General features: G+C 64.5%; 21 protein-coding genes and 1 pseudogene. 15 read left to right on the top strand and 7 right to left on the bottom strand.

The features are described from left to right. Positions 1–24 precede the first annotated feature (24 nt). Positions 25–1,938 (bottom strand): diguanylate cyclase, encoded by a 1,914-nt coding sequence (locus tag EB235_RS14910; protein WP_027030233.1) that lies wholly within the window; start codon positions 1,936–1,938, stop codon positions 25–27. Between the two features lie 243 nt (positions 1,939–2,181). Then, complete coding sequence (locus tag EB235_RS14905) at positions 2,182–3,015, bottom strand: SDR family oxidoreductase (protein ID WP_027030234.1); 834 nt, start codon at positions 3,013–3,015, stop codon at positions 2,182–2,184. Between the two features lie 96 nt (positions 3,016–3,111). On the opposite strand from EB235_RS14905, the pseudogene EB235_RS14900 reads away from it, so the two are divergent. Further along, positions 3,112–3,996, top strand: a pseudogene (locus tag EB235_RS14900) (LysR family transcriptional regulator); the annotation flags it as partial. Between the two features lie 11 nt (positions 3,997–4,007). Here the strand turns inward: EB235_RS14900 and EB235_RS14895 are convergent. Further along, a complete protein-coding gene (locus EB235_RS14895) occupies positions 4,008–4,913 on the bottom strand; it encodes a LysR family transcriptional regulator (protein ID WP_027030235.1) in 906 nt (301 codons plus the stop codon). A 93-nt stretch (positions 4,914–5,006) separates the two neighbouring features. Here EB235_RS14895 and EB235_RS14890 point away from each other — a divergent pair, with 93 nt between their 5' ends. The 6 genes from EB235_RS14890 (at position 5,007) to EB235_RS14865 (ending at position 10,298) form a co-directional block, all read left to right on the top strand. After that, positions 5,007–5,888: an aldo/keto reductase family oxidoreductase gene (locus EB235_RS14890; protein WP_027030236.1), complete on the top strand. Its 882-nt coding sequence runs from the start codon at positions 5,007–5,009 to the stop codon at positions 5,886–5,888. A 399-nt stretch (positions 5,889–6,287) separates the two neighbouring features. Then, positions 6,288–8,087, top strand: coding sequence for an alpha/beta fold hydrolase (locus tag EB235_RS14885; RefSeq protein WP_080680788.1), 1,800 nt, complete (start codon positions 6,288–6,290; stop codon positions 8,085–8,087). Between the two features lie 118 nt (positions 8,088–8,205). Beyond that, positions 8,206–8,541 (top strand): ArsR/SmtB family transcription factor, encoded by a 336-nt coding sequence (locus EB235_RS14880; RefSeq protein WP_027030238.1) that lies wholly within the window; start codon positions 8,206–8,208, stop codon positions 8,539–8,541. After that, positions 8,538–9,038: an SRPBCC family protein gene (locus EB235_RS14875; RefSeq protein ID WP_027030239.1), complete on the top strand. Its 501-nt coding sequence runs from the start codon at positions 8,538–8,540 to the stop codon at positions 9,036–9,038. Before EB235_RS14880 ends, EB235_RS14875 begins: the two co-directional genes overlap by 4 nt. Then, positions 9,028–9,867: an alpha/beta fold hydrolase gene (locus tag EB235_RS14870; protein WP_051429631.1), complete on the top strand. Its 840-nt coding sequence runs from the start codon at positions 9,028–9,030 to the stop codon at positions 9,865–9,867. The genes EB235_RS14875 and EB235_RS14870 overlap by 11 nt, the downstream gene beginning before the upstream one ends. A 41-nt stretch (positions 9,868–9,908) precedes the next feature. Further along, positions 9,909–10,298: a VOC family protein gene (locus EB235_RS14865; protein WP_027030241.1), complete on the top strand. Its 390-nt coding sequence runs from the start codon at positions 9,909–9,911 to the stop codon at positions 10,296–10,298. 38 nt (positions 10,299–10,336) lie between these two features. Here the strand turns inward: EB235_RS14865 and EB235_RS14860 are convergent, their stop codons facing one another. Next, the gene (locus EB235_RS14860) at positions 10,337–11,227 is read right to left on the bottom strand and encodes a LysR family transcriptional regulator (RefSeq protein ID WP_027030242.1); all 891 of its coding nucleotides are present in this window, start codon (positions 11,225–11,227) and stop codon (positions 10,337–10,339) included. Between the two features lie 117 nt (positions 11,228–11,344). On the opposite strand from EB235_RS14860, the gene EB235_RS14855 reads away from it, so the two are divergent. After that, positions 11,345–12,211: a class I SAM-dependent methyltransferase gene (locus EB235_RS14855; RefSeq protein WP_027030243.1), complete on the top strand. Its 867-nt coding sequence runs from the start codon at positions 11,345–11,347 to the stop codon at positions 12,209–12,211. Between the two features lie 144 nt (positions 12,212–12,355). Continuing rightward, complete coding sequence (locus EB235_RS14850) at positions 12,356–13,117, top strand: pseudouridine synthase (RefSeq protein WP_027030244.1); 762 nt, start codon at positions 12,356–12,358, stop codon at positions 13,115–13,117. A 68-nt stretch (positions 13,118–13,185) separates the two neighbouring features. Here the strand turns inward: EB235_RS14850 and EB235_RS14845 are convergent, their stop codons facing one another. Continuing rightward, complete coding sequence (locus EB235_RS14845; protein ID WP_027030245.1) at positions 13,186–13,455, bottom strand: hypothetical protein; 270 nt, start codon at positions 13,453–13,455, stop codon at positions 13,186–13,188. Between the two features lie 216 nt (positions 13,456–13,671). On the opposite strand from EB235_RS14845, the gene EB235_RS14840 reads away from it, so the two are divergent. The 3 genes from EB235_RS14840 to EB235_RS14830 all read left to right on the top strand — a co-directional run bounded on the left by EB235_RS14840 (position 13,672) and on the right by EB235_RS14830 (position 16,035). Beyond that, complete coding sequence (locus EB235_RS14840) at positions 13,672–14,418, top strand: SDR family NAD(P)-dependent oxidoreductase (protein WP_027030246.1); 747 nt, start codon at positions 13,672–13,674, stop codon at positions 14,416–14,418. Between the two features lie 52 nt (positions 14,419–14,470). After that, positions 14,471–15,535, top strand: coding sequence for an RNA polymerase subunit sigma-70 (locus tag EB235_RS14835; protein WP_027030247.1), 1,065 nt, complete (start codon positions 14,471–14,473; stop codon positions 15,533–15,535). Between the two features lie 98 nt (positions 15,536–15,633). After that, positions 15,634–16,035 carry a VOC family protein gene (locus EB235_RS14830; protein ID WP_027030248.1) on the top strand — a complete coding sequence of 134 codons (402 nt, stop codon included), beginning with the start codon at positions 15,634–15,636 and terminating at the stop codon, positions 16,033–16,035. A gap of 23 nt (positions 16,036–16,058) precedes the next feature. Here the strand turns inward: EB235_RS14830 and EB235_RS14825 are convergent, their stop codons facing one another. Both EB235_RS14825 and EB235_RS14820 read right to left on the bottom strand, forming a co-directional pair. Continuing rightward, complete coding sequence (locus tag EB235_RS14825) at positions 16,059–16,382, bottom strand: hypothetical protein (RefSeq protein ID WP_027030249.1); 324 nt, start codon at positions 16,380–16,382, stop codon at positions 16,059–16,061. A gap of 11 nt (positions 16,383–16,393) precedes the next feature. After that, entirely contained in the window at positions 16,394–16,975 is a 582-nt protein-coding gene (locus tag EB235_RS14820) for a histidine phosphatase family protein (RefSeq protein ID WP_027030250.1), read from the bottom strand. A gap of 198 nt (positions 16,976–17,173) precedes the next feature. On the opposite strand from EB235_RS14820, the gene EB235_RS14815 reads away from it, so the two are divergent. The 3 genes from EB235_RS14815 (at position 17,174) to EB235_RS14805 (ending at position 20,052) form a co-directional block, all read left to right on the top strand. Then, the gene (locus EB235_RS14815) at positions 17,174–18,706 is read left to right on the top strand and encodes an alkaline phosphatase family protein (protein ID WP_027030251.1); all 1,533 of its coding nucleotides are present in this window, start codon (positions 17,174–17,176) and stop codon (positions 18,704–18,706) included. Between the two features lie 264 nt (positions 18,707–18,970). Beyond that, positions 18,971–19,420 carry a universal stress protein gene (locus EB235_RS14810; protein ID WP_027030252.1) on the top strand — a complete coding sequence of 150 codons (450 nt, stop codon included), beginning with the start codon at positions 18,971–18,973 and terminating at the stop codon, positions 19,418–19,420. 74 nt (positions 19,421–19,494) lie between these two features. Further along, positions 19,495–20,052, top strand: coding sequence for a sugar O-acetyltransferase (locus tag EB235_RS14805; RefSeq protein WP_027030253.1), 558 nt, complete (start codon positions 19,495–19,497; stop codon positions 20,050–20,052).

The following is a 20,052-nucleotide window of genomic DNA, read 5'->3' as shown; positions in this document are numbered from 1 at the left end:
CGACAATGCTGTGACAGCCAGGGCTCACGCCTTGCGCCGGGAGCCAGTCGAGCGGGGTTCGCTGAGATGCGGGCGCCAGCCATGCACGCGGTCGCGCCCCGCGGCCTTGGCGCCGTAGAGCGCCTCGTCGGCGCGCCGCAAGAGATCGGCGATCTCGATGTCAGCGCCACCGTCGAAAGTGCCGACCCCGATGCTGACGGTGACGATGCCCTTTTCGCTGCCGGCATGCGCAAGCCCGAGGTCGCGCACCTTGCCCCGCAGCGTTTCGGCGATGACGAAGGCGCCTCGCGCGTCGGTTTCGGGCAGGACAACGGCGAATTCCTCGCCACCGTAGCGGGCCGCCGCGTCGGCCGGCCGGCGCGCCGTCGCCTCGATGCAGCGGCTCACATTGCGCAGGCATTCATCGCCCGCCGGGTGGCCGTAGTGGTCGTTGAAGCGCTTGAACCAGTCGACATCGATGATGAGCAGGCTGAGCGGCGTCGTGTTGCGCCGGCCGCGCGCGAATTCGCGCGCCAGCGCCTCGTCGAAGGCCCGCCGCGTCAACAGTTCGGTCAGCCCGTCGCGATGCGCCAGCAGGTTCAGCTTCTCGTTGGCCGCCATCAGTTCGGCCTCGACCTGTTTGGCCTCGGTGATGTCGGAAAACACGCTGAGGCTGCCGCCATCGCCGGTCGGCCGGGTCCGCACGTCGAGCCAGCGCCCGTCGGCCAGCCTGATCTGGCGGTGGCTGGCCTGCGTCTGCAAGGCCATGATCTCGGCGACCCACGCCTCGACCGCATCCGGCGGCGTGATGCCTTCGCCGCGCGCCGCCGAGGCGCGCAGGATGTCGCGGTGGTCGGCACCGGGCACCCTGATATCGGCGGTCTTCGGAAACATGGCACGGTACTGGGCGTTGCACAGCACCAGCCGCCCATCGCGATCGAACATCACCAGGCCGTCGGCCATGTGCGTCAGCGCGTCGCCGAGCCTGGCCTGGCTTTCCGCCAGTTCGGTCTGCAGCTGCTTGCGTTCGGTGATGTCGCGATTGTGCGTGATCAGGCCGACGATCGTCCCGGCCCTGTCGCGAAACGGCGCCTTCAGCGTCGCCAGCCAGCCATCGGTGCCATCTTCATGCTGAAGATGCTGCTCGATTGTGGTGGAGACGCCGGATGCCAGCGCGGCCAGCTCGTCGGCGCGAAACACCTGCGCCGTTTCGCTGGGATAAAAGTCGAAATCCGTCTTGCCGATCAGTGCCCTGGCATCAGGCGCATGCATGAGTTCGGCCGTTGCCGGATTGGCGACGATGAACCGCCCGTCGAGGTCCTTGACGTTGAGGCAGTCGGGCAAGGTCTCGACCACGGCCTTGAAGATGCGCCGCGACTGCAGCGCCTCGATACGCCGCCGCTCCTGGTAGAGCGCCAGTCCCGACATCGCCACGGAGACGAAGATGAGCAATGTCGAGGGAAACGCCACCTCTGGCAGCACCGTCTCGACAACGGACCGTGGCAGGACGCTGAGGCCAAGCAGAGATCCGCATGCGGTTGCGGCACCCAGGATCATGATATCGCGCATGGTGGGGGCGCGACCCCTGAGCGCAAGATTGCCGGCAATGCCGACCAGCATGGTGGCCGCGATGCCGACCGCGCCGGCCAAGGCACCGATGCCGCCCTCGAAAACCCGGAAGGCACCGGCCATGACGCCGGCGACGATGCCGGCGACGGGACCGCCGAAGAAGCCGGCAACGGCAATCATCGTCGCTCTCAGATCGACAAAGACCCCTGGCTGGAGTTGCATCGGCGTCAACATCAGGATGATGGCGCCGGCGCCCATCAGCAGGCCGAAGGCCGCGGCCTTCACAACGGCCGGCCTGCGATCCAGCCACACATGCGTGTGGATCCAGACCGAAACGAACATCGCAACGACCGCGAGGTTGGCCAGCAATTCAGACCAGGGCGAACCCATGCTTCACGCGTCCATGATGCGTCGCCCATTTGCGACGCAGCCTGCTGTGAATACGACGGGCGTGGAAACAAACCGTTACAGATCGGGTTTGGATTGTTTGGAATAAGGTTTCCCGGGGATGGCCTGGATCGGCACCGACGGGCTGCAGCTTTCTGCAACGACATGCATTCATGCATAAGAACAGACACTTAAGCGCGCCTGTTGAATCTGTTTCGACCGGCGCTTTGGCGCTCGTGGCAGGAACTACCCGTCGATCGCCAGCGAGCTTGAAAGCGCGCGATAGGCTTCGATCTGCTGCTGCAAGGTCGCGATCTTCTGTTCGGCCGTGGCAATGGCATCGGCGCCGGCCAGGAAGCGACGGGGAAGCACGGCTTGCCTGTCCAGCGTGATCAGGGCCTGCGCCAGCTTCGCAGGGTCGCCGCCCTGTGTGCCGTTCGCACCGGTCCAGAAGGCTTCCTGCTGCGCACGGCGCGCGCTGTAATCGGCGATGGCAAGGTCGGCGTATTGGGTCGATTCCTCGGTGAGAAGTTCGGTGCGGAAGAAGCCCGGATTGACGATCATGGTTTCGATACCGAAGGGCGAGACCTCGATCTGCAGCGCTTCCATCCAGCCGTCGAGACCGAATTTGGAGGCCGAATAGGCGGTGCAGAATTCGTAGCCCACGAGGCCCGCCGTCGACGAGATCGAGATGATCCTGCCCGATCCCTGCTTGCGCATCGCCGGCAGAAAAGCGCGGGTGACATTCATGGGGCCGACAAGGCTCGTGGCCAATTGCAGGTCCATCTGCCGGGGCGACAGCTCCTCGAAATAGCCCGCGTAGAAGCTGGCGGCGTTGTTGACGAGGACGTCGATGCGGCCAAAGCGCTCGATGGTGGCCTTTGCCGCCGTCTCGGCATCGGCGCTGCTGGTCACGTCCAGCTTGACGACCAGAAGCCTGTCGGATTGGCCGACGGCCTTGGCCACCTTGTCTGTGTTGCGGCCGGTGGCGACCACTTGATGGCCGGCGGCGAGCGCAGCCCTGGCAATATGCAGGCCCATGCCTCGCCCGGCGCCGGTAATGAACCAAACCTTGCTCATGTTTCAAAATCCTTCGTTGCTGGGGATCAGATAGCCCCTGCTGGCAAACGGGATTAGATGGTATTATCGGCATGAACTTAGAAATAGGATTGATGAATGCGAAGGCAGAACGTGAACGACCTGCTGGCCTTTATCGCGGTCGCCCGCGAGGGGAGTTTCACCAAAGCGGCTGCCAAGCTCGGCGTGTCACAGTCTGCCTTGAGCTATACCATCCGCACCCTGGAGGAGCGGCTTGGACTTCGGGTTCTGACCCGCACGACCCGCAGCGTTGGCCTGACAGAGGCCGGCGAGAGGCTTCTGGGCAGCATCGGGCCAAGGTTCGATGAAATCGAACGCGACATCCAGGCATTGGGAGAGATGCGCGACAAGCCGGCCGGCACGGTCGGGATCAATTCCATCGAGCACGCCGCTGAAACCATCCTCTGGCCTGCCATGGCGCGGTTGCTGCCGCAGTATCCTGACGTGAACGTCGAGATCATCTCGGACTATGGTTTGACCGACATTGTGGCGGAGCGCTACGACGCCGGCGTGCGACTTGGCGAGCAGGTGGACAAGGACATGATCGCGACGTGCATCGGTCCTGATTTCCAACAGGCAGTGATTGGGGCTCCCGCTTACTTCGAAGGCCGGACGCTGCCGGGCACGCCGCAGGAGCTTACCGAGCACCAGTGCATCAACCTGCGGCTGCCGACGCATGGCGGTTTCTATGTCTGGGAGTTTCGCAAGGGTCGCCGCGAGATGAAAGCCCGTGTCCAGGGTCGTGCCGTGTTCAACTCCATAAACCTGATACGGCAAGCAGCGTTGGACGGGTTGGGACTTGCCTACTTGCCATTGGACCTGGTGGAGCCTGATATCACCAGCGGTCGGCTGCTGCGCGTGCTGGACGACTGGTGCGCGCCCCGCCCGGGCTATCATCTCTACTATCCGAGCCGTCGCCAGCCCTCACCTGCCTTCGCGCTCGTTCTCGAAGCCCTTCGCTACCATGCCACACCTCAGCCCCAGCGCATGCCGCCGACAAAATCGATGAACGCCCGCAGCGGCGCCGGCGTGAGGCGGCGGCCGGGATAGTAGAGGAACGGGCCGGAGAATTCCTGCCACCAGGGCTCGAGCACCGGCTCCAACCGGCCATCGTCGAAATAGGGACGCAGCCAGTCCTCGAACAGCGAGACGATGCCGCCGCCGGCGACCGCCACCTCGACAGCAAGGGCCATTGCCGTGCCGGTGCTGACCAAAAGCGGGCCGGTCGGTTCGACGCTCACCACCTCGCCGTCGCGCTCGAACTCCCAGGCCGGAGTCAGGCCGCTGGCGAAGCGGCCGCGCAGGCAGGCGTGATCGAGCAGATCGCGCGGATGGTCGGGCCGGCCGTGGCGGTCGAGATAGGCCGGTGCGGCGGCGGTGGCGAAGCGCTGCCGGCGCGGGCCGATCGGCACCGCGATCATGTCCTGCTCCAGCCGCTCGTCATAGCGGATGCCGGCATCGCAGCCGCTCGCCAGTATGTCGACGAAACTGTCCTCGGCGGTCACCTCCATCCGGATGTCGGGATAGGCGGCCAGGAAAGGCGGCAACAGGCGCGGCAGCACCAGTTTCGCCGCGACCACCGGCACGTTGAGCCGCAGCGTGCCGGCCGGGCGGCCGCGAAAGCCGTTGACCACGTCGAGCGCCGCCTCGACTTCGCCGAGCGCGGGGCCGAGCCGTTCGAGCAGGCGCGCCCCGGCCTCGGTCGGCGCCACGCTGCGCGTGGTGCGGTTGAGGAGCCGCACGCCAAGCCCGGTCTCAAGCCGCCGCACCGTCTCTGAAAGGCTGGAGGCGCTGACGCTGCCCGTTCTGGCCGCTTCGCGAAAGCCGCCGGCGCGCGCCACCGCCATGAACGCCTGGAGGTCTCCCAGATCCGCTGCCATTGTTCGCTCTTCCGCACAGGCTGTGCCGATTGCACCATATTATCGTGCAGGCGCGCTTTGTCTACATTGGGCTGATCCAACGGAGATGAGACCATGACCGACATCAGCAAGGCCGGAACCTACAAGCTCGGCGACCGCACCGTGAAGCGCCTCGGCTACGGCGCCATGCAACTGGCGGGACCGGGCGTCTTCGGCCCGCCGAAGGACCATGATGCAGCACTCGCCGTGCTACGCGAGGCGATCGCCAGCGGCGTCGACCACATCGACACATCGGATTTCTACGGCCCGCACGTCACCAACCAGATCATCCGCGAGGCGCTGTACCCCTACCCCGCCAACCTCACCATCGTCACCAAGGTCAGCGCCAAGCGCGGCGCCGATGCGTCGTGGCTCCCCGCAATGTCGCCGGAGGAGCTGACGCAGGCCGTGCACGACAATCTGCGCAATCTCGGACTTGATATCATCGACGTCGTCAACCTGCGTTCCATGCATGGCATCCACGGACCCGCCGAAGGATCGCTCGAGCCGCAGCTCAATACGCTCGCCGAACTGCAGCGCCAGGGCCTGATACGCCATATCGGCCTGAGCAACGTCACGTCAAAGCAGCTCGCACAAGGGCGCGGCATCGCCGACATCGTCTGCGTGCAGAACCAGTACAACATCGCGCATCGCGAGGATGACGCGCTGATCGACGAACTAGCCGCCGCCGGCATCGCCTATGTGCCGTTCTTCCCGCTCGGCGGCTTCACGCCGCTGCAGTCGACCACGCTGGCCGGTGTCGCGCAAAAGCTCGGCGCAACCCCGATGCAGGTGGCGCTCGCCTGGCTGTTGCAGCGCGCGCCCAACATCCTGCTCATCCCCGGCACCTCCTCGGTCGGCCATCTCAGGGAAAACCTGGCGGCGGCGGAGCTGAAGCTGCCCGCCGACGCGATCGCCGTGCTGAACGGCATCGCCGGCGAGAAGGCAGCCGCCTGAGGCGGTTGAACAGCCCCTTGCCGGGCCACGGGTTCGTCCCGGCGAAGGGGGGTCGGCACGCCTCCGATGTTTCGGCACCCTCGACCAAACGAGGACATGACAAGATCAACAGGCGGGAGTTCGAAGTCGAACCAAGACTTCGAATTCCCGCCTTTGCTTTATCATTTGCAGTGGACTTCGGCGCCTGCAGGGATAAGATGTATTGCATCTGGTGCTTGGAAGTATTTGGCGGGGAAGCAAAAGCTCGATCCTGGTGGGGCATAAAGCCGGGGTCGGAGTGTTGATGCGCGGGTCGGGGTTCCAGCGCAACCGGTCGCGACAGCTTGAGCCGTACCCGAAGCAGGGGCCGTGAAACCGGCGCCTGCAAGACATGATTCATTGCCAAAAAGGGGGACGGGCATGTCAATCGAGGGCTTTAGACCAGGCACCGGCGCTGCCGGACAACCCGCAATACTGGCTATTATCCTGCATGGCTGGGGATCAACGGCACAGGCGATGGGCGATGTCGCCGAAGCCACTCGTGAAGCATGGAAAGATACGCATTGTGTCGATACTTTCGTCCCGCTGCTTGCCTATCATCGCCAACTCAGGTCAGCGCGAGCTGTCGATGTCGTGGCGAAGATACTCAAAGACATAGACGAACTCGTCCAAATCAAGTCACCCTACGAACGCATCATCCTGATTGGGCATAGTCTTGGGGCCACGATTGCACGGCGTGTGTTTCTGGTCGCGTCGGGCAGTCCTCCCGGCTTTGCAACCGAGAAGACCTTTCAGCACCAGCAAAAACGGGAATGGGCCGACAAGGTGCACCGGATCGTCCTGCTGGCGGCCTTCAATCGCGGCTGGCAGATTTCGCCGCGCCTCAGCTGGTGGTATTCGATCGGCTTCAACATCTGCGGCCTGATAGGCCACGTTCTGCCACGCTGGGCGCCGACCATTTTCGACATTCGGCTGGGCGCGCCATTCATGGCCCAGACGCGCCTGCATTGGCTGGCCTACCGACGCCAGCAACTTGCCGCCGGGCTGCAGCAGGAGACTTCGCAGGCTGTGGGGCCAGCAGCGGCATCGCATGAGCCGATACTGATACAACTCATCGGCAGCACGGACGACCTCATATCCCCTTTCGACCAAGTCGATATCGTTGTCGACGGCAATGCTGGGGGCAACCCTTCCTACTTCCTGATCAAACTCGACAAGACGGATCACCACAGTGCCATCCGCTTCACCGCGACAGACGGCGATCAGGCGGCGGCTGAGGCACGCAAGGGCCGATTCCTGGTCGCATTGACGGGCACGAAGCGGGATCTGACCAACATAGCGACCGACCCGTCCTTGCTGATCGACGAGGTCGACAAGCCTGATCACAAGGTGAAGGATACGGTGTTCGTCATCCACGGCATACGCGACGACGGCTTCTGGACCCACCGTGTCGCGGAAAAGGTCCGAGAACAGAACAAGCCTGCAACGGTCTTTCGCGCCTGGACGCCCACCTATGGCTACTTCGCCATGCTTCCCTTCATTCTGCCCTGGATACGCCGCCAGAAGGTGGAATGGTTCATGGATCAATATGTCGGCGCCGTGGCGCAATATCCGAATTCGAGCTTCCATTATGTCGGCCACTCCAACGGCACCTATCTCGCCGCGCGTGCGCTCATCGACTATCCGGCCTGCACCTTTCGCAATGTGCTGTTCGCGGGCAGCGTGGTGCGGACCGACTACGACTGGAAAACACCGATTGGACAGCGGCGCGTGGAACGCTTCCTGAATATCGTTGCCAGCAAGGACTGGGTGGTTGCCCTCCTGCCGAAAAGCCTTGAGGGCTTCCGCTGCTTCGACCTGGGCGGAGCCGGCTTCGACGGCTTCAAGCAGGCTAAGTACGACGCCCCACCCGAGATCGCTGAGCGCAAATATGTAGAAGGCAGCCATGGCGCTGGCATTGCGGAAGCGCAATGGGACAATATTGCCAACTTCATTGTCGGCGGTCAGATCCCACCGGACAACGCCGCCGGCTTTGTCAAGAAACAGCTCGGGTGGTTGAAGGCTCTGTCCAGCACGCGGGCCACGTTATGGGTGCTCGCGGCAATCGTCATCCTAGTCGTACCGGCTCTGGTGCTGTCCTCCAGCCTCAGCATCTGGGCGTGCATCACAATTTTGCTGGTCTACGCGCTCGTTGTGAAATTTGTCATTACGCGCCTGTGACAGGAGAGAGCTCCTGCCGTCCAATACGATCGCCTCCGAGGCCCTGGTCGCGGCCAGTTGACGTGGCGGCTTGATCCCATTATAGAACCAATTAGTTCCAGAACTAATCGGTTCCACAATGACCCCTCAAATCTCTCTCGACGACACATTCGCCGCGCTCGCCGACCCCACGCGCCGGGCGATCCTGGCCCGGCTGCTCGATGGCGAGGCATCGGTCGCCGAACTGGCGCAGCCCTTCGCGCTCACCGTGCGCGCGGTCTCCAAGCATGTCGGCGTGCTGGAGCAGGCCGGCCTCGTCACCCGCAGCCGGGCGGCGCAAAAGCACCTCAGCCGCATCGAGCTCAAGCCGCTGCGCGACATCGACCGCTGGCTCGACGACTACAGAAAACTCTGGGAAGACCGTTTCGACCGCATGGAAGACCTCCTGCGGCGCGGCGTGGACAAAAAGGAATGAGCGCGCTCACTGCTGCAACCGCCGACCGCAGTTTTGCCATCGAGCGGATTTTCGATGCTCCGGTCGAGCGCGTCTTCCGGCTGTGGACCGATCCGCTTCTGGTCGCGCAATGGTGGGGCATCAGGGACTGCACCATTCCCCATTGTGTGCTCGACGTGCGCGTCGGCGGCCGCTGGCGCATCGACATGCTGACCGCCGGCGGCGCGCTTTACCGCAACCAGGGCAGCTATCTCGAAGTCGTCGAGAATTCCAGGCTGAGCTATTGCGACGAACCCGATCCTGAAATCCGTGAATGGGCCGGCAAGCCGCCAGGCCAGAGCCGCCACACGGTCACCTTCACGGCCAATGGCCAGCGCACCCATGTCCATTTCGAGGTGACGCTTGCCAGCGTCGCCGACCGCGAACGCCTGCTGGCGCTCGGCATGCGCGGCGGGTGGATGCAGAGCTTCGACCGGCTGGAACAGCTGATCAACTTAGGAGCCGACCATGCTGGCTGAAAGCGCCAGGCCGATCACGCAAGCCTTGACGTCGCGGCCCGTCTTGTCGAGCGATGGAACGCCGATCGCCTGCGAGCGCCGGGGCCAGGGCCATCCGCTCATCCTCGTCGACGGCGCGCTCTGCTCGCGCGCCATGGGCCCGAGCGGCCCGCTGGCCAAGGGGCTGGAGAGCGATTTCACCGTGTTCCGCTACGACCGCCGCGGCCGTGGCGACAGCGGCGACACCTTGCCTTATCAGGTCGAGCGCGAGGTCGATGACATCGAGGCCGTGCTGCAGGCGGCCGGCGGTGAAGCCTATGTCTGGGGCATGTCGTCAGGCGCCATGCTGGCGCTGATGGCGGCAGCCCGCCTGCCCGGCATCAGGAAGCTGGCGCTCTACGAAGCGCCGCTGATCGTCGACGACAGCCGCGCGACCACGCAAGGCGACTGGGCAGCGATCCGGCAAGCCATCGCCGACGACCGGCGCGGCGACGCCGTGAGCGCCTTCCTCCAATCGGTCGGCATGCCCGGCCTGCTCATCGCCTTCATGAAGCTGACGCCGATCTGGCGCAAGCTCAAGGCGGTGGCGCATACGCTGCCCTATGACGGCGCCATCGTCGCCGGCGACCAGCTCGGCAAGCCGCTCGACCCCTCCCGCTGGACCCCGCTCGGCGTGCCGATACTGGTGACCGATGGAGGAAAAAGCCCGCTTTGGATGCGCCATGGCAACAAGGCATTGGCGCAGGCCCTGCCCAACGCCCGCTACCAGACGCTGGCAGGCCAGAACCACATGCTGAAGGCAGCCGCGCATGCGCCGGTGCTGACGGCGTTTTTCAACGGGCGGGATTAGGCGCGGGCGCCAACTCCATACGAATAAAAGGAAATCCGACCATGCAGCTTCGCCATATCCTCATCAAGGTCGACGACCAGGACAAGGCGCTGGCCTTCTACACCTCGGTCCTCGGTTTCGTGAAAAAGCACGATTACGACGGCGGCCGGGCTCGCTGGCTGACGGTGGTGTCTGCCGATCAAGCCGACGGCGCAGAACTCGTCCTTGAGCCCAACCGCGATGCGCCGGCGCGCGCCGCGCAGAAAGCGCTCCATGACGCCCACTTCCCGGCAGCCCTGATCACCAGCCGAGACATCCAGGCCGACTACGACCGCCTCGCCGGGCGTGGCGTGAAATTTCTCGGACCGCCCCGGCGCATGGGTCCGGTCAGCGCGGCCTTCTTCGACGACACTTGCGGCAATTTCATCGTCATGGCGCAGCAAAGCGCGTGACCGCGCCGCCACCGGTGAGCGGCTGCGGCAGCGACGTATCAAGCCGACCCTGATGGCTGCGGCAGGCGGCCTTCGAACAACGCGCTCTGGTCGCGGATGGCCGCCACCATGTGCTCACGAAACACCCTGACGCGCTTGGTTCGCCTGAGGTCCGGATGGTAGAGCAGCCAGAGCCCAAGATCATGGATCGGGTCCGGTTGGCGAAAGCGCTCCAGTTCGCCGGCGCTGTCACCCATGAAGCAGGGCAGATAGGCGAGGCCGAGCCCCTGTTTCAGGGCGGCGAGCGTCAGCAGCGTATCGTCGACGAAGAAACTATGGCGGTGATCCGGACAGGCCGCATGGGTCCAGGATTGGTGGAAGGCGCAGCACTCCACCCCGATCCAGAGCGGTCTGGCGCCGCTGGTGCGCAAACCGCTGAGATAGCGCCGCTCTCCGTAGACGGCCGACGCCACATTGGTGAGGCGCGTACCCACCAGCGTGTCGAGCGGCGTGTTGGTCAGCCGGATGGCAATGTCGGCATGGCGTTCGGCAAGGCTGACATATTTGTTGGAGACCTGCACATGCAGCCGGATGTCGGGATAGGCCTCGCTGAAGCCGGCGAAGATCGGCATCAGCACGGATGATGCCATGTTGTTGATCGCCGACACCCTGAGCTCGCCGGCGACACGGTCTTCCTGGCCGCCGAGCGCGCCCTCGACCTCGAGCACCTCCATCTCCATCTTGCCGGCCGCCATTCTCAGTTCGTCGCCTGCCGGCGTCAGCTCATAGCCGGATTTCTTGCGCTCGATCAGCCGCGTGCCAAGCTGCGTCTCCAGGAGCCGGATGCGGCGCGACACGGTGGAGTGCTGGATGTTCATGCGTTTTGCGGCGCCGCTTATCGAGCCGTCGCGCGCGACGGCCAGGAAAATCCGCAAGTCATCCCAATGCATCCTGGACCCCTATCCGTGCAATTTTGCAAAATGGGCGTCGAGATTTCGAGAATGGCACCAGAATTACGCCACCCCTAGGCTTTCCGGCAAGGCAATAGTGCCTTCACGGAGGAAGCCATGACCATGCAGCAACCGATCTTCGATCCGGCAAAGTTCAAGGAAACCACCCGCAAGCAATGGGATAGTGCCGCCGAAGCCTGGAACCGCTGGGGTCCGCTGTTGACCCGCTGGCTCGGGCCCGCCACCGAACTGATGCTTGACATGACCGATGTCGGCAAGGGCAGCCGGGTCCTCGATGTCGCCGCTGGTGCCGGCGAACAGACGCTGACGGCCGCGCGGCGTGTCGGGCCGACGGGCTATGTGCTGGCCACCGACATCTCGGCGGGCATTCTGAACTTTGCCGCCGACAATGCGAAGCTGGCCGGCTACGCCAATGTCGACACCGCCGTCGCCGATGGCGAAATGCTGGATGCCCTATCGGCTGAACCGTTCGACGCGGTGATCTCGCGCGTCGGGCTGATCTATTTTCCTGACCAGAACCGGGCTCTGGGTGGCATGCGCGATCATCTGAAACCAGGCGGCAAGGTCGGCGCTATCGTCTATTCCACCGCCGACAGGAACCCGTTCTTCTCGATCCCGGTCGGCATTATCCGCCGCCGTGCCGCGCTGCCTGCGCCACTGCCCGGCCAGCCCGGGCCGTTCAGCCTGGGCGACCCGACGGTGCTGGCCAAGCGCCTGACCGATGCCGGTTTCAATGACGTACGCATCGAGAAGGTCAACGCACCGGTGCGGCTGCAATCGGCGCTCGAATGCCTGCAGTTCGAGCAGGAATCGTTTGGCGCACTGCACCAGATGCTGGCCGGCCTGTCGCCTCGCGAGCAGGACGACGCCTGGGCCGAAATCGAAACCGCGCTTGGTCAGTTCGAGCATGACGGACAGTTCGAAGGGCCATGCGAAATGCTGGTCGCAGCCGCCACCAGATAGGTGGACCTCTGCCACTGGCTTGAGCAGCACCGGATGCGCGTGATAGCCAAGGTGCGGCGGCGGCCCCGCTTGCCAAACGACGGTGCCGGCGGCGGATCGCCGGCATGCCCGCCGGACACGCACTCCGGAACGACAAAGCAGGACATGACACCACGCCAGCCACCAACCATCGGCCGTCGTCCCACCAGCAACCCCCCCGGCGTCAGCCTGAACCGCGCGCTCTCCAAACTCGGCCTGTGCTCGCGCACGCAGGCCGAGCTGCTGATCGCGGAGGGTCGCGTGCGCGTCGGCGGCAAGGTGGTGCGCGATGCCTCGCTGCGCGTTGACCTGAACCGCGACCGCATCGTCGTCGATGGCGATGAGGTGGTTGCCGAGCGCAAGGTCTATGTCATGCTCAACAAGCCGCGCGGGCTGGTCACCACGCGCGACGACCCGCAACAGCGCGACACTGTCTATGCCTGCCTGGATGGGCTCGATTTGCCGTTCGTCTCACCGGTCGGCCGTCTCGACAAGGCGAGCGAAGGCCTGCTGCTGATGACCAACGACACGCATTTCGCCAACCGGCTGATGGACCCGGCCTCGCATCTGCCCAAGACCTATCACGTGCAGGTCGCCACCGTGCCCGACGCGGCGATGCTGGAGACGCTGCGCGCGGGCGTGACCGTCGACGGCGAGACCCTGAAGGCAAACGCGATCGCGCTTTTGCGCAGCGGCGGCCGCACCGCTTGGCTGGAGATCGTGCTCGACGAAGGCCGCAACCGCCACATCCGCCGTCTGCTCGCCGCCCACGGCATCGAGGTCAAGCGCCTCATCCGCATCGCCATCGGCCGCTTGCCGCTCGGCGACCTTGCCAAGGGCACGGCTCGGCATTTGACGGCGGAGGAGCTGGCGCTGCTGGCCGATTGAGCCAAGCGTCCCCGCCAGGCCGGAAGCGGCCTGGCTATTCCTGCAGCACGCGCGGCCGGAGCGGTCGATCAAGCCTTGTTGGTGATCCACATGGTCGGCGCACCGATCACGCCGGCACTTCCCATCGCCTCTTTCAATTTCGGGTTCTGGATGAAGGCCTGTGCCTCGGCGACGCTGGCGAAATCGTGGGTCACGGTAACGTCGTTGGGGTTGTCCGCCGCCTGATAGACGGTCTCTGCCTTCACGCCGCCGGCCTTTTGCACCGGGGCGAATCCGTCATAGACTTTGCGCCAGGCCTTGTAGTCGGACACGGTATGTCTCACGAACAATGTCGTCATCATCCATTCCTCCCAGATATCGTTGCGCCCAAGAGGTCGGCGATGGGCCGTCCAGCATATCGCCTCAAGCTAATGTTTGGCAAACGGGGGACGAATGAGAGCCGCCTGACAGACCCGCCAAAGTTTCTTTTTGCTCCCACCGATGATTCCCGCCCACCTCCGCTGTCTTCACCTACAGGCGCCGGAATCCTCCGGGCCGGAACAGCGAGGTGAGCCATGCAATCGTTGAAAGGTCAAAATGTCGTCGTCGTCGGAGGCAGCCGGGGTGTCGGGCGTTCGATCGTGGAAGTTGCTCTCAGCGAGGGAGCAACCGTGCTTGCCGTCGCCCGCGGCGCGGCCGATCTGAAAGAACTCTCCTGGGAGACGTCAGGCGTGAAGACGCTTGCCGCCGACGCCACGCAGGATACCGCGCCCGACGCGGTGTTTGCCGCCATGCAGCCTGATGTGCTGGTGATCTCGGCCGGTGCTTTCGCGCCGTCGGCATCCATCCAGGACCAGAGCTGGGACGATTTCTCGGCGAATTGGGAGACGGACGTCAAGGCATCGTTCCTGTTCTGCAAGGCCGCCCTGCGAGGCGGGCTGAAGCCGGGCAGCCGCGTGGTGCTGATCTCCAGCGGTGCCGCGTTCAGCGGCGGCCCGCCGAACTCGGGCGGCTATTCCGGCGCCAAGCGCATGCAGATGTTCCTTGCCGCCCACAGCCAGAAGGAAGCCGACAGGCTGGGCCTTGGCCTGCGCTTCATGGCACTGGCGCCGATGCGCATCATGGCCGGCACCGGCGTCGGCCAGCGCGGCATTGCAGGCATTTCGGCCTATCTCGGCATCACCCCGGCCGATTTCCTGGCCAGCATGACCGACGTACAGGTGCCTGCCGATGTCGGCCGCGCCGTGGTCGCACTCGCCGCCGACAAACTGCAAGGCACTGCCTTCACGGTGAGCGGCAGCGGCCTTGCAGCGGCGGCATGAGGCGCGCAGGATGCGAGGCACATTCCGGCAAATTCCGCTTGGCAGCCTCGACATGACAGACGCTCCCAGTCCGCTTGAGCCGCTGGGCCTGACAGGCCAGCCGATCCTCGATCCGCTGGCCTTCGAGCGGCTGACAATGGCCCACCGCCGCGAGTTGAAGTTGCATTGCTACCGGATGATGGGCTCGCTGCATGAGGCTGACGACCTCGTGCAGGACACATTCCTCAGGGCATGGCGTGGGCGCTCGCAATTCGACGGGCGCGGCTCGCCGCGCGGCTGGCTCTATACGATCGCCACCAACACCTGCCTCAACGCCATCAAGGCGCGGTCGGCGGCGCATCGCATCCTCGAGCCGCCGGATCGACCGCCGACCGAGGGCCGCGCCACCGCCGGGCCGGCCGCCGAGCTTTCCTGGCTGGAGCCCTACCCCGACGCCGAGTTGCCGGACCTTGTCGATGGCGAGCCCGGCCCGGAAGCGCGCTACGAGACCCGCGAAGCCATCCGGCTTGCCTTCGTCGCCGCCATCCAGTTGCTGCCACCGAGGCAACGCGCGGCACTTTTGCTTTGCGACGTGCTCGGCTGGTCGGCGGCTGAGACCGGGCAATTGCTCGGCGGCTCGACCGCCTCGGTCAACAGTGCCCTGCAGCGGGCGCGCGCGACGCTTGCGGTGCGTTATCCCACCGGGCGTCCCCTGCAGCGATCGCAGCCCAACCGCGACGAAAGCCTGCTGCTCGATCGCTATATCAAGGCCTGGCAGGCGGCCGATCTCGACGGCTTCATCGCGCTGCTGCGTGAGGACGCCACTTACCACATGCCGCCATGGCTGGACTGGTACCAGGGACGCGCTGCGATCCACGATTTCTTCAGGACGGTGTGGCGCAATTTCGCAGGGTACCGCGCGGTGGCGACGCGGGCCAACGGCCAGCCCGCGGTCGCGATCTACGCACGGCGCCATCAGGATCCTGAGTGGCGCGCCCAGTCGCTGCATATCATCGAGCCGGCCGCGGGCGGGATCGCCTCGCTGACGGTCTATGTCGGCCCGCTCGGCGCCGATTTGTTTACCGCCTTCGGCCTGCCGCCAACGGTGCAGGAGAGGTGGTCGGAACCGCAAGCGTAGTCATCGCAACCTTCTCCTGACAGAAAGCTGGCAGGAGGCCTGGCCTATAGAGCGATCGGGAGCCGGCTCGCGGCTTCAGCGATCAAGGAGCCCAGGTCATGAATTTCATCTCTGTCCGCATCATCACATCAGACGTTCAGCGCCTCGTGCGCTTCTACGGCGAGATTACCGGCATGCCGGTGACGGTCTACACGGAGGACTTCGCGGAACTGGCGACACCGTCCTGCACGCTGGCGATCGGCAGCACGCGCACCTTGATGCTGTTTGGCGGCGACATTGCCCGCCCGGCCGACAACCACACCGCCATCCTCGAATTCCGCGTCGGCGACGTCGATGCCGAATTCATCAGGCTGTCGGATGTCATCAGGAACACGACCGTGCAGAAGCCGACCACCATGCCCTGGGGCAACCGCTCGCTGTTGTTTCGCGACCCCGACGGCAATCTGGTGAATTTCTTCACGCCGGTGACGGCGGAAGCGATCCGGAAGTTCGATAGATAGGGCTGGCTATCATCGCCAATCGTTCAATCTGGATTTTCTGTCTCCGCGGCGCTCTCCTTGCGCCAGTATGCCCAAAGCGCGAGCGCGCCTCTGCGCAGATCATCGGGATGGTCCAGTCGAGCGATCTCCTCGTCCACGGTCCAGGGTGCCGGGAAGTCGGCCGCCACTTCTGTTGCGACGATCCCGGCATCTTCGAGATCGGGATCGGCGACCTCGCCGTCAAACACGAAGCGAAGCGTGATCTCAAACCCTTCCCAGCCGCAGGTAACCGCCCGAAGCCTCGGCGAAACGGCGCCGAGCAGCGCGCGTTGCACGGATAGCAGCAGCTTCGCCCGAATGTTATCCATGGGCCTGCGCCCTATGCCTGGTTCCACTTGCGCACCACCGGCTCGCTCAGATCATGCTCATAGCCGAGCACGCTGATGCTGGCCGTATCGAGCACGAACAGCGCCCCGCCTTCCGGCGGCAGGCCGAGCCAGCGGGCGGCGAGCACGCGCAGGAAATGCGCGCTGGAAAAGATCAGGATCGAGCCGCCAGCGTCGCGAAGCTGTCTGATGATCCTGTCGGCGCGGGTACCGACATCGGCCGCCATCTCGCCTTGCGGGCAGCCGTCGCGAAAGACATTCCAGCTCGGCCGCTCGGCCAGGATTTCCTTGGTGGTGCGCCCCTCATAGGCGCCGTAGTCCCACTCCTGCAGATCGTCGTTTCTGACGCTCTGAGCGCCAAAACCGGCGAGCACACTGGTGTTGTAGGCGCGCTGCGAGGGGCTCGACCAGACGGCCGAAAACGACAGGCCCTTGAGCCGCTCGGCCACGCCCCGGGCGGCCGCCTCGCCGGCCGGCGTCAGCGGCATGTCGGTGCGGCCGGTATGCTGCCCCGAAAGGCTCCACGCCGTCTCGCCATGCCGGACCAGGTGGATTTGCGGATACGCGTTGCTCATAAGCTCGGTCTTTCGTTGAAGTCAGGCCAAGGTTTAGCGGTCGGCACCAGACAGCGAAAGTCCCCGGCTGCCATCGCAGCCCTTCTGCACCGCTGGCTTACCAATCCGTAAGGTCCCTGCCACCAAGTTTTCATGAACCTGTCATGTCCGCTCGCCTACCCTGATCCATCGACGGGTTGCGAGACGAGGGACACTTCAATGAAAAGACTATCTCTGGCACTGGCCGCCGGCACGCTGACGACGGCGTTGGCGGGCGCGCTGTCTGTTTCCGGCGCCAACGCCGCACCCTACAAGCACGTGCTGCTCATCAGTATCGACGGGCTCCATGCACTCGACCTGGCAAACTATGTCGCCGCGAATCCGAAAAGCGCGATCGCCACGCTCGCCGGTACCGGGATTTTCTATCCGAATGCGCTGACCAGCGCCCCGTCCGACTCGTTTCCTGGCCTTGTCGCACAGGTGACCGGCGGCACGCCCAAATCGACGGGCGTGTTCTATGACGACAGCTACGACCGCACCTATTTCGCGCCGGCTTCGGATTGCAAGGGCGAGGCCGGCGCCGAGGTGTCCTTCGCCGAGAACATCGACGTCGATTCGACGCGCCTTGATGGTGGCGGCAAGCCGGGCGATTTCCACAGCCAGATCGACCCGGCCAAGCTGCCGATGACGCTGATCAACGGCAAGTGCTCGGTGGTCTATCCGCATGATTTCGTGCGGGTCAACAACGTCTTCGAGATCGTGAAGGCTCATGGCGGCCGCACGGCCTGGTCCGACAAGCATCCGGCCTACGAATGGCTGAACGGACCTTCGGGCAAAGGCGTCGACGACCTCTACGCCCTGGAACAGGACAGCTTGATCCCCAGCACGAAGGTCAAGACGACCGGCAGCTTCAAGGCCGAGCGTGACTTTGACGAAGCGCGGGTCAAGGCGGTGATCAACGAAATCAAGGGGCTCGACAGCACCGGTTCGCATCCCGCCGCGGTTCCCGCGCTTTTCGGCATGAATTTCCAGGCGGTAAGCGTGGGCCAGAAACTCCCCAAGTCCGGTCCCGGCGACGAGGCCGGTCTGGTGGGCGGCTATCTGGATGCCAGCGGCGCGCCTGGCAATGGTCTTGCCGGGCAACTCGCCTATGTGGACGGCGCCCTCGGCGAACTGATGGTGGCACTCAAGGACAACCACCTCACCAGTTCGACCCTGATCATACTTGCCTCGAAGCATGGCCAGTCGCCCATCGACCCGGCGACGTTCCAGCCACTGGACGATGATCCATACACCAAGACACCGGGCTACGCCTTCCACATTGCCGACGACGCCGCGCTGATCTGGCTCAAACCGCAAGACAGGGTCAAGAACCTTGCGGCGGCGCAGGATTATCTCGAGAAGTCGAGCAAGGCTGAAGGCATCGCCCAGATCCAGCCGCCCAATGCCCTTGCCCTCGCCTATCAGGATCCGGCCACCGACAGCCGTACCCCGGACTTCATAGCCACGGTCAACCCGGGCGTGGTCTACACATCCGGTTCGAAGATTGCCGAGCATGGCGGCGCCAATGCGAACGATCGCAACGTGGCGCTTCTCATCAGCAATCCTTCGCTCAAGCCGAGATCGGTACCGACCCTGGTGCAGACGACGCAAGTGGCGCCCACCATCCTGCGGGCTCTTGGCTACAACGCGAACGAACTCCAGGCCGTGAAGCTCGAAGGCACCCAGGAACTGCCCGCGACACCGTTCTAAGCCCAGCATCATACAGTTTCACGATTGGCCGCCGGGCATGCTCGGCGGCCATTCGTTTGCGATCAGCAATGTTTACAGACAGTTGGCCGGATCGCTGAAGGCAGGCAGCGACTGGCCTGACATTGGTTGAGTTCCAACCCCTGGCCTTGATCCGCATCAAGGTGGCCCTGTGATGAAGCCCGTAGCGAACTTATATCAGGGGCAGCCCTCAAGGGCTCCCGCCACCCCAAGGGCACCGGCCCTTGCACAACAGGTCAGATCATCATGTACAAACATCTGCTCATCGCCACCGACGGATCGGAACTGGCCGACAAGGGCGTTGCCCATGGCCTCACCTTGGCAAAAGGCATCGGTGCCACCGTCACCTTCGTCACCGTCTCGGAGCCGTACCCCATTTTCGCCTGGGGCGGCGCCATGGCCGGCTATGCCGCGGGTGATGAACTGGCGGTCTACCAGGAAGAATCGCGCAAATATGGCAAGGAGGTTCTCGACAAGGGCAAGGCAGCGGCCGACGCCGCCGGCGTCTCCGCCGAAGTGGTCCATGTCGAGGACAAGCGGCCCGCCGAAGCGATCCTGGAGCTGTCGCAGGCGCTCGGCTGCGACCTGATCGTCATGGCCTCGCATGGTCGCCGCGGTTTGGGCCGGCTGCTTCTGGGCAGCCAGACGGCGGAAGTGCTGTCCTATACCGCAATTCCGGTGCTGGTGGTTCGGTAGGGGCCTATCTCCAAGAGCTGGAATCGCGGCATGTGTCGGCCATTCGTTCGACCGTGCCCGGAGGAAAGCAACGAATGGCCGATGACGGTCGCACCAGGATAATCCCCGGGAGAACGCCGGAATCGGCGGCCATGCTGGCGGATGTCAAACGGGCGATGGCGATCACCGCCCGTCTCAACCGCTTGACGTTCAACGACGCGGACGAGGTCCGTGCCGTGTTCAGCGAACTCATCGGCAGGACGGTGGACGAGAGCTTCTTGCTGATCCCGCCCTTCTACACGACCGGCGGGCCCGACATCCGCGTTGGGCGCAATGTCTTCATCAACCAGAACTGCACCTTTTATGATCTCGGCGGGCTCGACATCGCCGACGATGTGCTGATCGGGCCGAATGTCAGCCTCATCACCTCAGGCCATCCCCTCGAACCGTCGCGGCGGCGCGCCTTCACCACCGCGAAGCCAATCGTCATCGAACGCAACGTCTGGATCGCCGCCGGCGCAACGGTCATCGGCGGCGTGACGGTGGGCGAAAACGCCGTCGTCGCGGCGGGCTCGGTGGTGACCCGGGACGTTCCCCCGAACACGCTTGTCGGCGGAAACCCGGCGCGGGTTATCCGGTCGATTGCCGAGTGA

This window comes from Mesorhizobium loti R88b, from assembly GCF_013170845.1.
Lineage (GTDB): Bacteria > Pseudomonadota > Alphaproteobacteria > Rhizobiales > Rhizobiaceae > Mesorhizobium > Mesorhizobium loti_B.
The sequence above is the reverse complement of the archived record's forward strand: the minus strand, read 5'-3'. Positions and strand labels throughout refer to the sequence as shown.

What these genes read in the sequence shown, in the direction of transcription:
- EB235_RS14880 (WP_027030238.1), top strand. Translation starts at nt 8,206, where the DNA reads ATGACCCCTCAAATCTCTCTCGACGACACATTCGCCGCGCTCGCCGAC.
- EB235_RS14885 (WP_080680788.1), top strand. Translation starts at nt 6,288, where the DNA reads ATGTCAATCGAGGGCTTTAGACCAGGCACCGGCGCTGCCGGACAACCC.
- EB235_RS14820 (WP_027030250.1), bottom strand. Translation starts at nt 16,975, where the DNA reads ATGAGCAACGCGTATCCGCAAATCCACCTGGTCCGGCATGGCGAGACG.
- EB235_RS14840 (WP_027030246.1), top strand. Translation starts at nt 13,672, where the DNA reads ATGCAATCGTTGAAAGGTCAAAATGTCGTCGTCGTCGGAGGCAGCCGG.
- EB235_RS14825 (WP_027030249.1), bottom strand. Translation starts at nt 16,382, where the DNA reads ATGGATAACATTCGGGCGAAGCTGCTGCTATCCGTGCAACGCGCGCTG.
- EB235_RS14905 (WP_027030234.1), bottom strand. Translation starts at nt 3,015, where the DNA reads ATGAGCAAGGTTTGGTTCATTACCGGCGCCGGGCGAGGCATGGGCCTG.
- EB235_RS14870 (WP_051429631.1), top strand. Translation starts at nt 9,028, where the DNA reads ATGCTGGCTGAAAGCGCCAGGCCGATCACGCAAGCCTTGACGTCGCGG.
- EB235_RS14860 (WP_027030242.1), bottom strand. Translation starts at nt 11,227, where the DNA reads ATGCATTGGGATGACTTGCGGATTTTCCTGGCCGTCGCGCGCGACGGC.
- EB235_RS14810 (WP_027030252.1), top strand. Translation starts at nt 18,971, where the DNA reads ATGTACAAACATCTGCTCATCGCCACCGACGGATCGGAACTGGCCGAC.
- EB235_RS14855 (WP_027030243.1), top strand. Translation starts at nt 11,345, where the DNA reads ATGACCATGCAGCAACCGATCTTCGATCCGGCAAAGTTCAAGGAAACC.
- EB235_RS14805 (WP_027030253.1), top strand. Translation starts at nt 19,495, where the DNA reads ATGGCCGATGACGGTCGCACCAGGATAATCCCCGGGAGAACGCCGGAA.
- EB235_RS14865 (WP_027030241.1), top strand. Translation starts at nt 9,909, where the DNA reads ATGCAGCTTCGCCATATCCTCATCAAGGTCGACGACCAGGACAAGGCG.
- EB235_RS14910 (WP_027030233.1), bottom strand. Translation starts at nt 1,938, where the DNA reads ATGGGTTCGCCCTGGTCTGAATTGCTGGCCAACCTCGCGGTCGTTGCG.
- EB235_RS14845 (WP_027030245.1), bottom strand. Translation starts at nt 13,455, where the DNA reads ATGACGACATTGTTCGTGAGACATACCGTGTCCGACTACAAGGCCTGG.
- EB235_RS14875 (WP_027030239.1), top strand. Translation starts at nt 8,538, where the DNA reads ATGAGCGCGCTCACTGCTGCAACCGCCGACCGCAGTTTTGCCATCGAG.
- EB235_RS14835 (WP_027030247.1), top strand. Translation starts at nt 14,471, where the DNA reads ATGACAGACGCTCCCAGTCCGCTTGAGCCGCTGGGCCTGACAGGCCAG.
- EB235_RS14815 (WP_027030251.1), top strand. Translation starts at nt 17,174, where the DNA reads ATGAAAAGACTATCTCTGGCACTGGCCGCCGGCACGCTGACGACGGCG.
- EB235_RS14850 (WP_027030244.1), top strand. Translation starts at nt 12,356, where the DNA reads ATGACACCACGCCAGCCACCAACCATCGGCCGTCGTCCCACCAGCAAC.
- EB235_RS14890 (WP_027030236.1), top strand. Translation starts at nt 5,007, where the DNA reads ATGACCGACATCAGCAAGGCCGGAACCTACAAGCTCGGCGACCGCACC.
- EB235_RS14830 (WP_027030248.1), top strand. Translation starts at nt 15,634, where the DNA reads ATGAATTTCATCTCTGTCCGCATCATCACATCAGACGTTCAGCGCCTC.
- EB235_RS14895 (WP_027030235.1), bottom strand. Translation starts at nt 4,913, where the DNA reads ATGGCAGCGGATCTGGGAGACCTCCAGGCGTTCATGGCGGTGGCGCGC.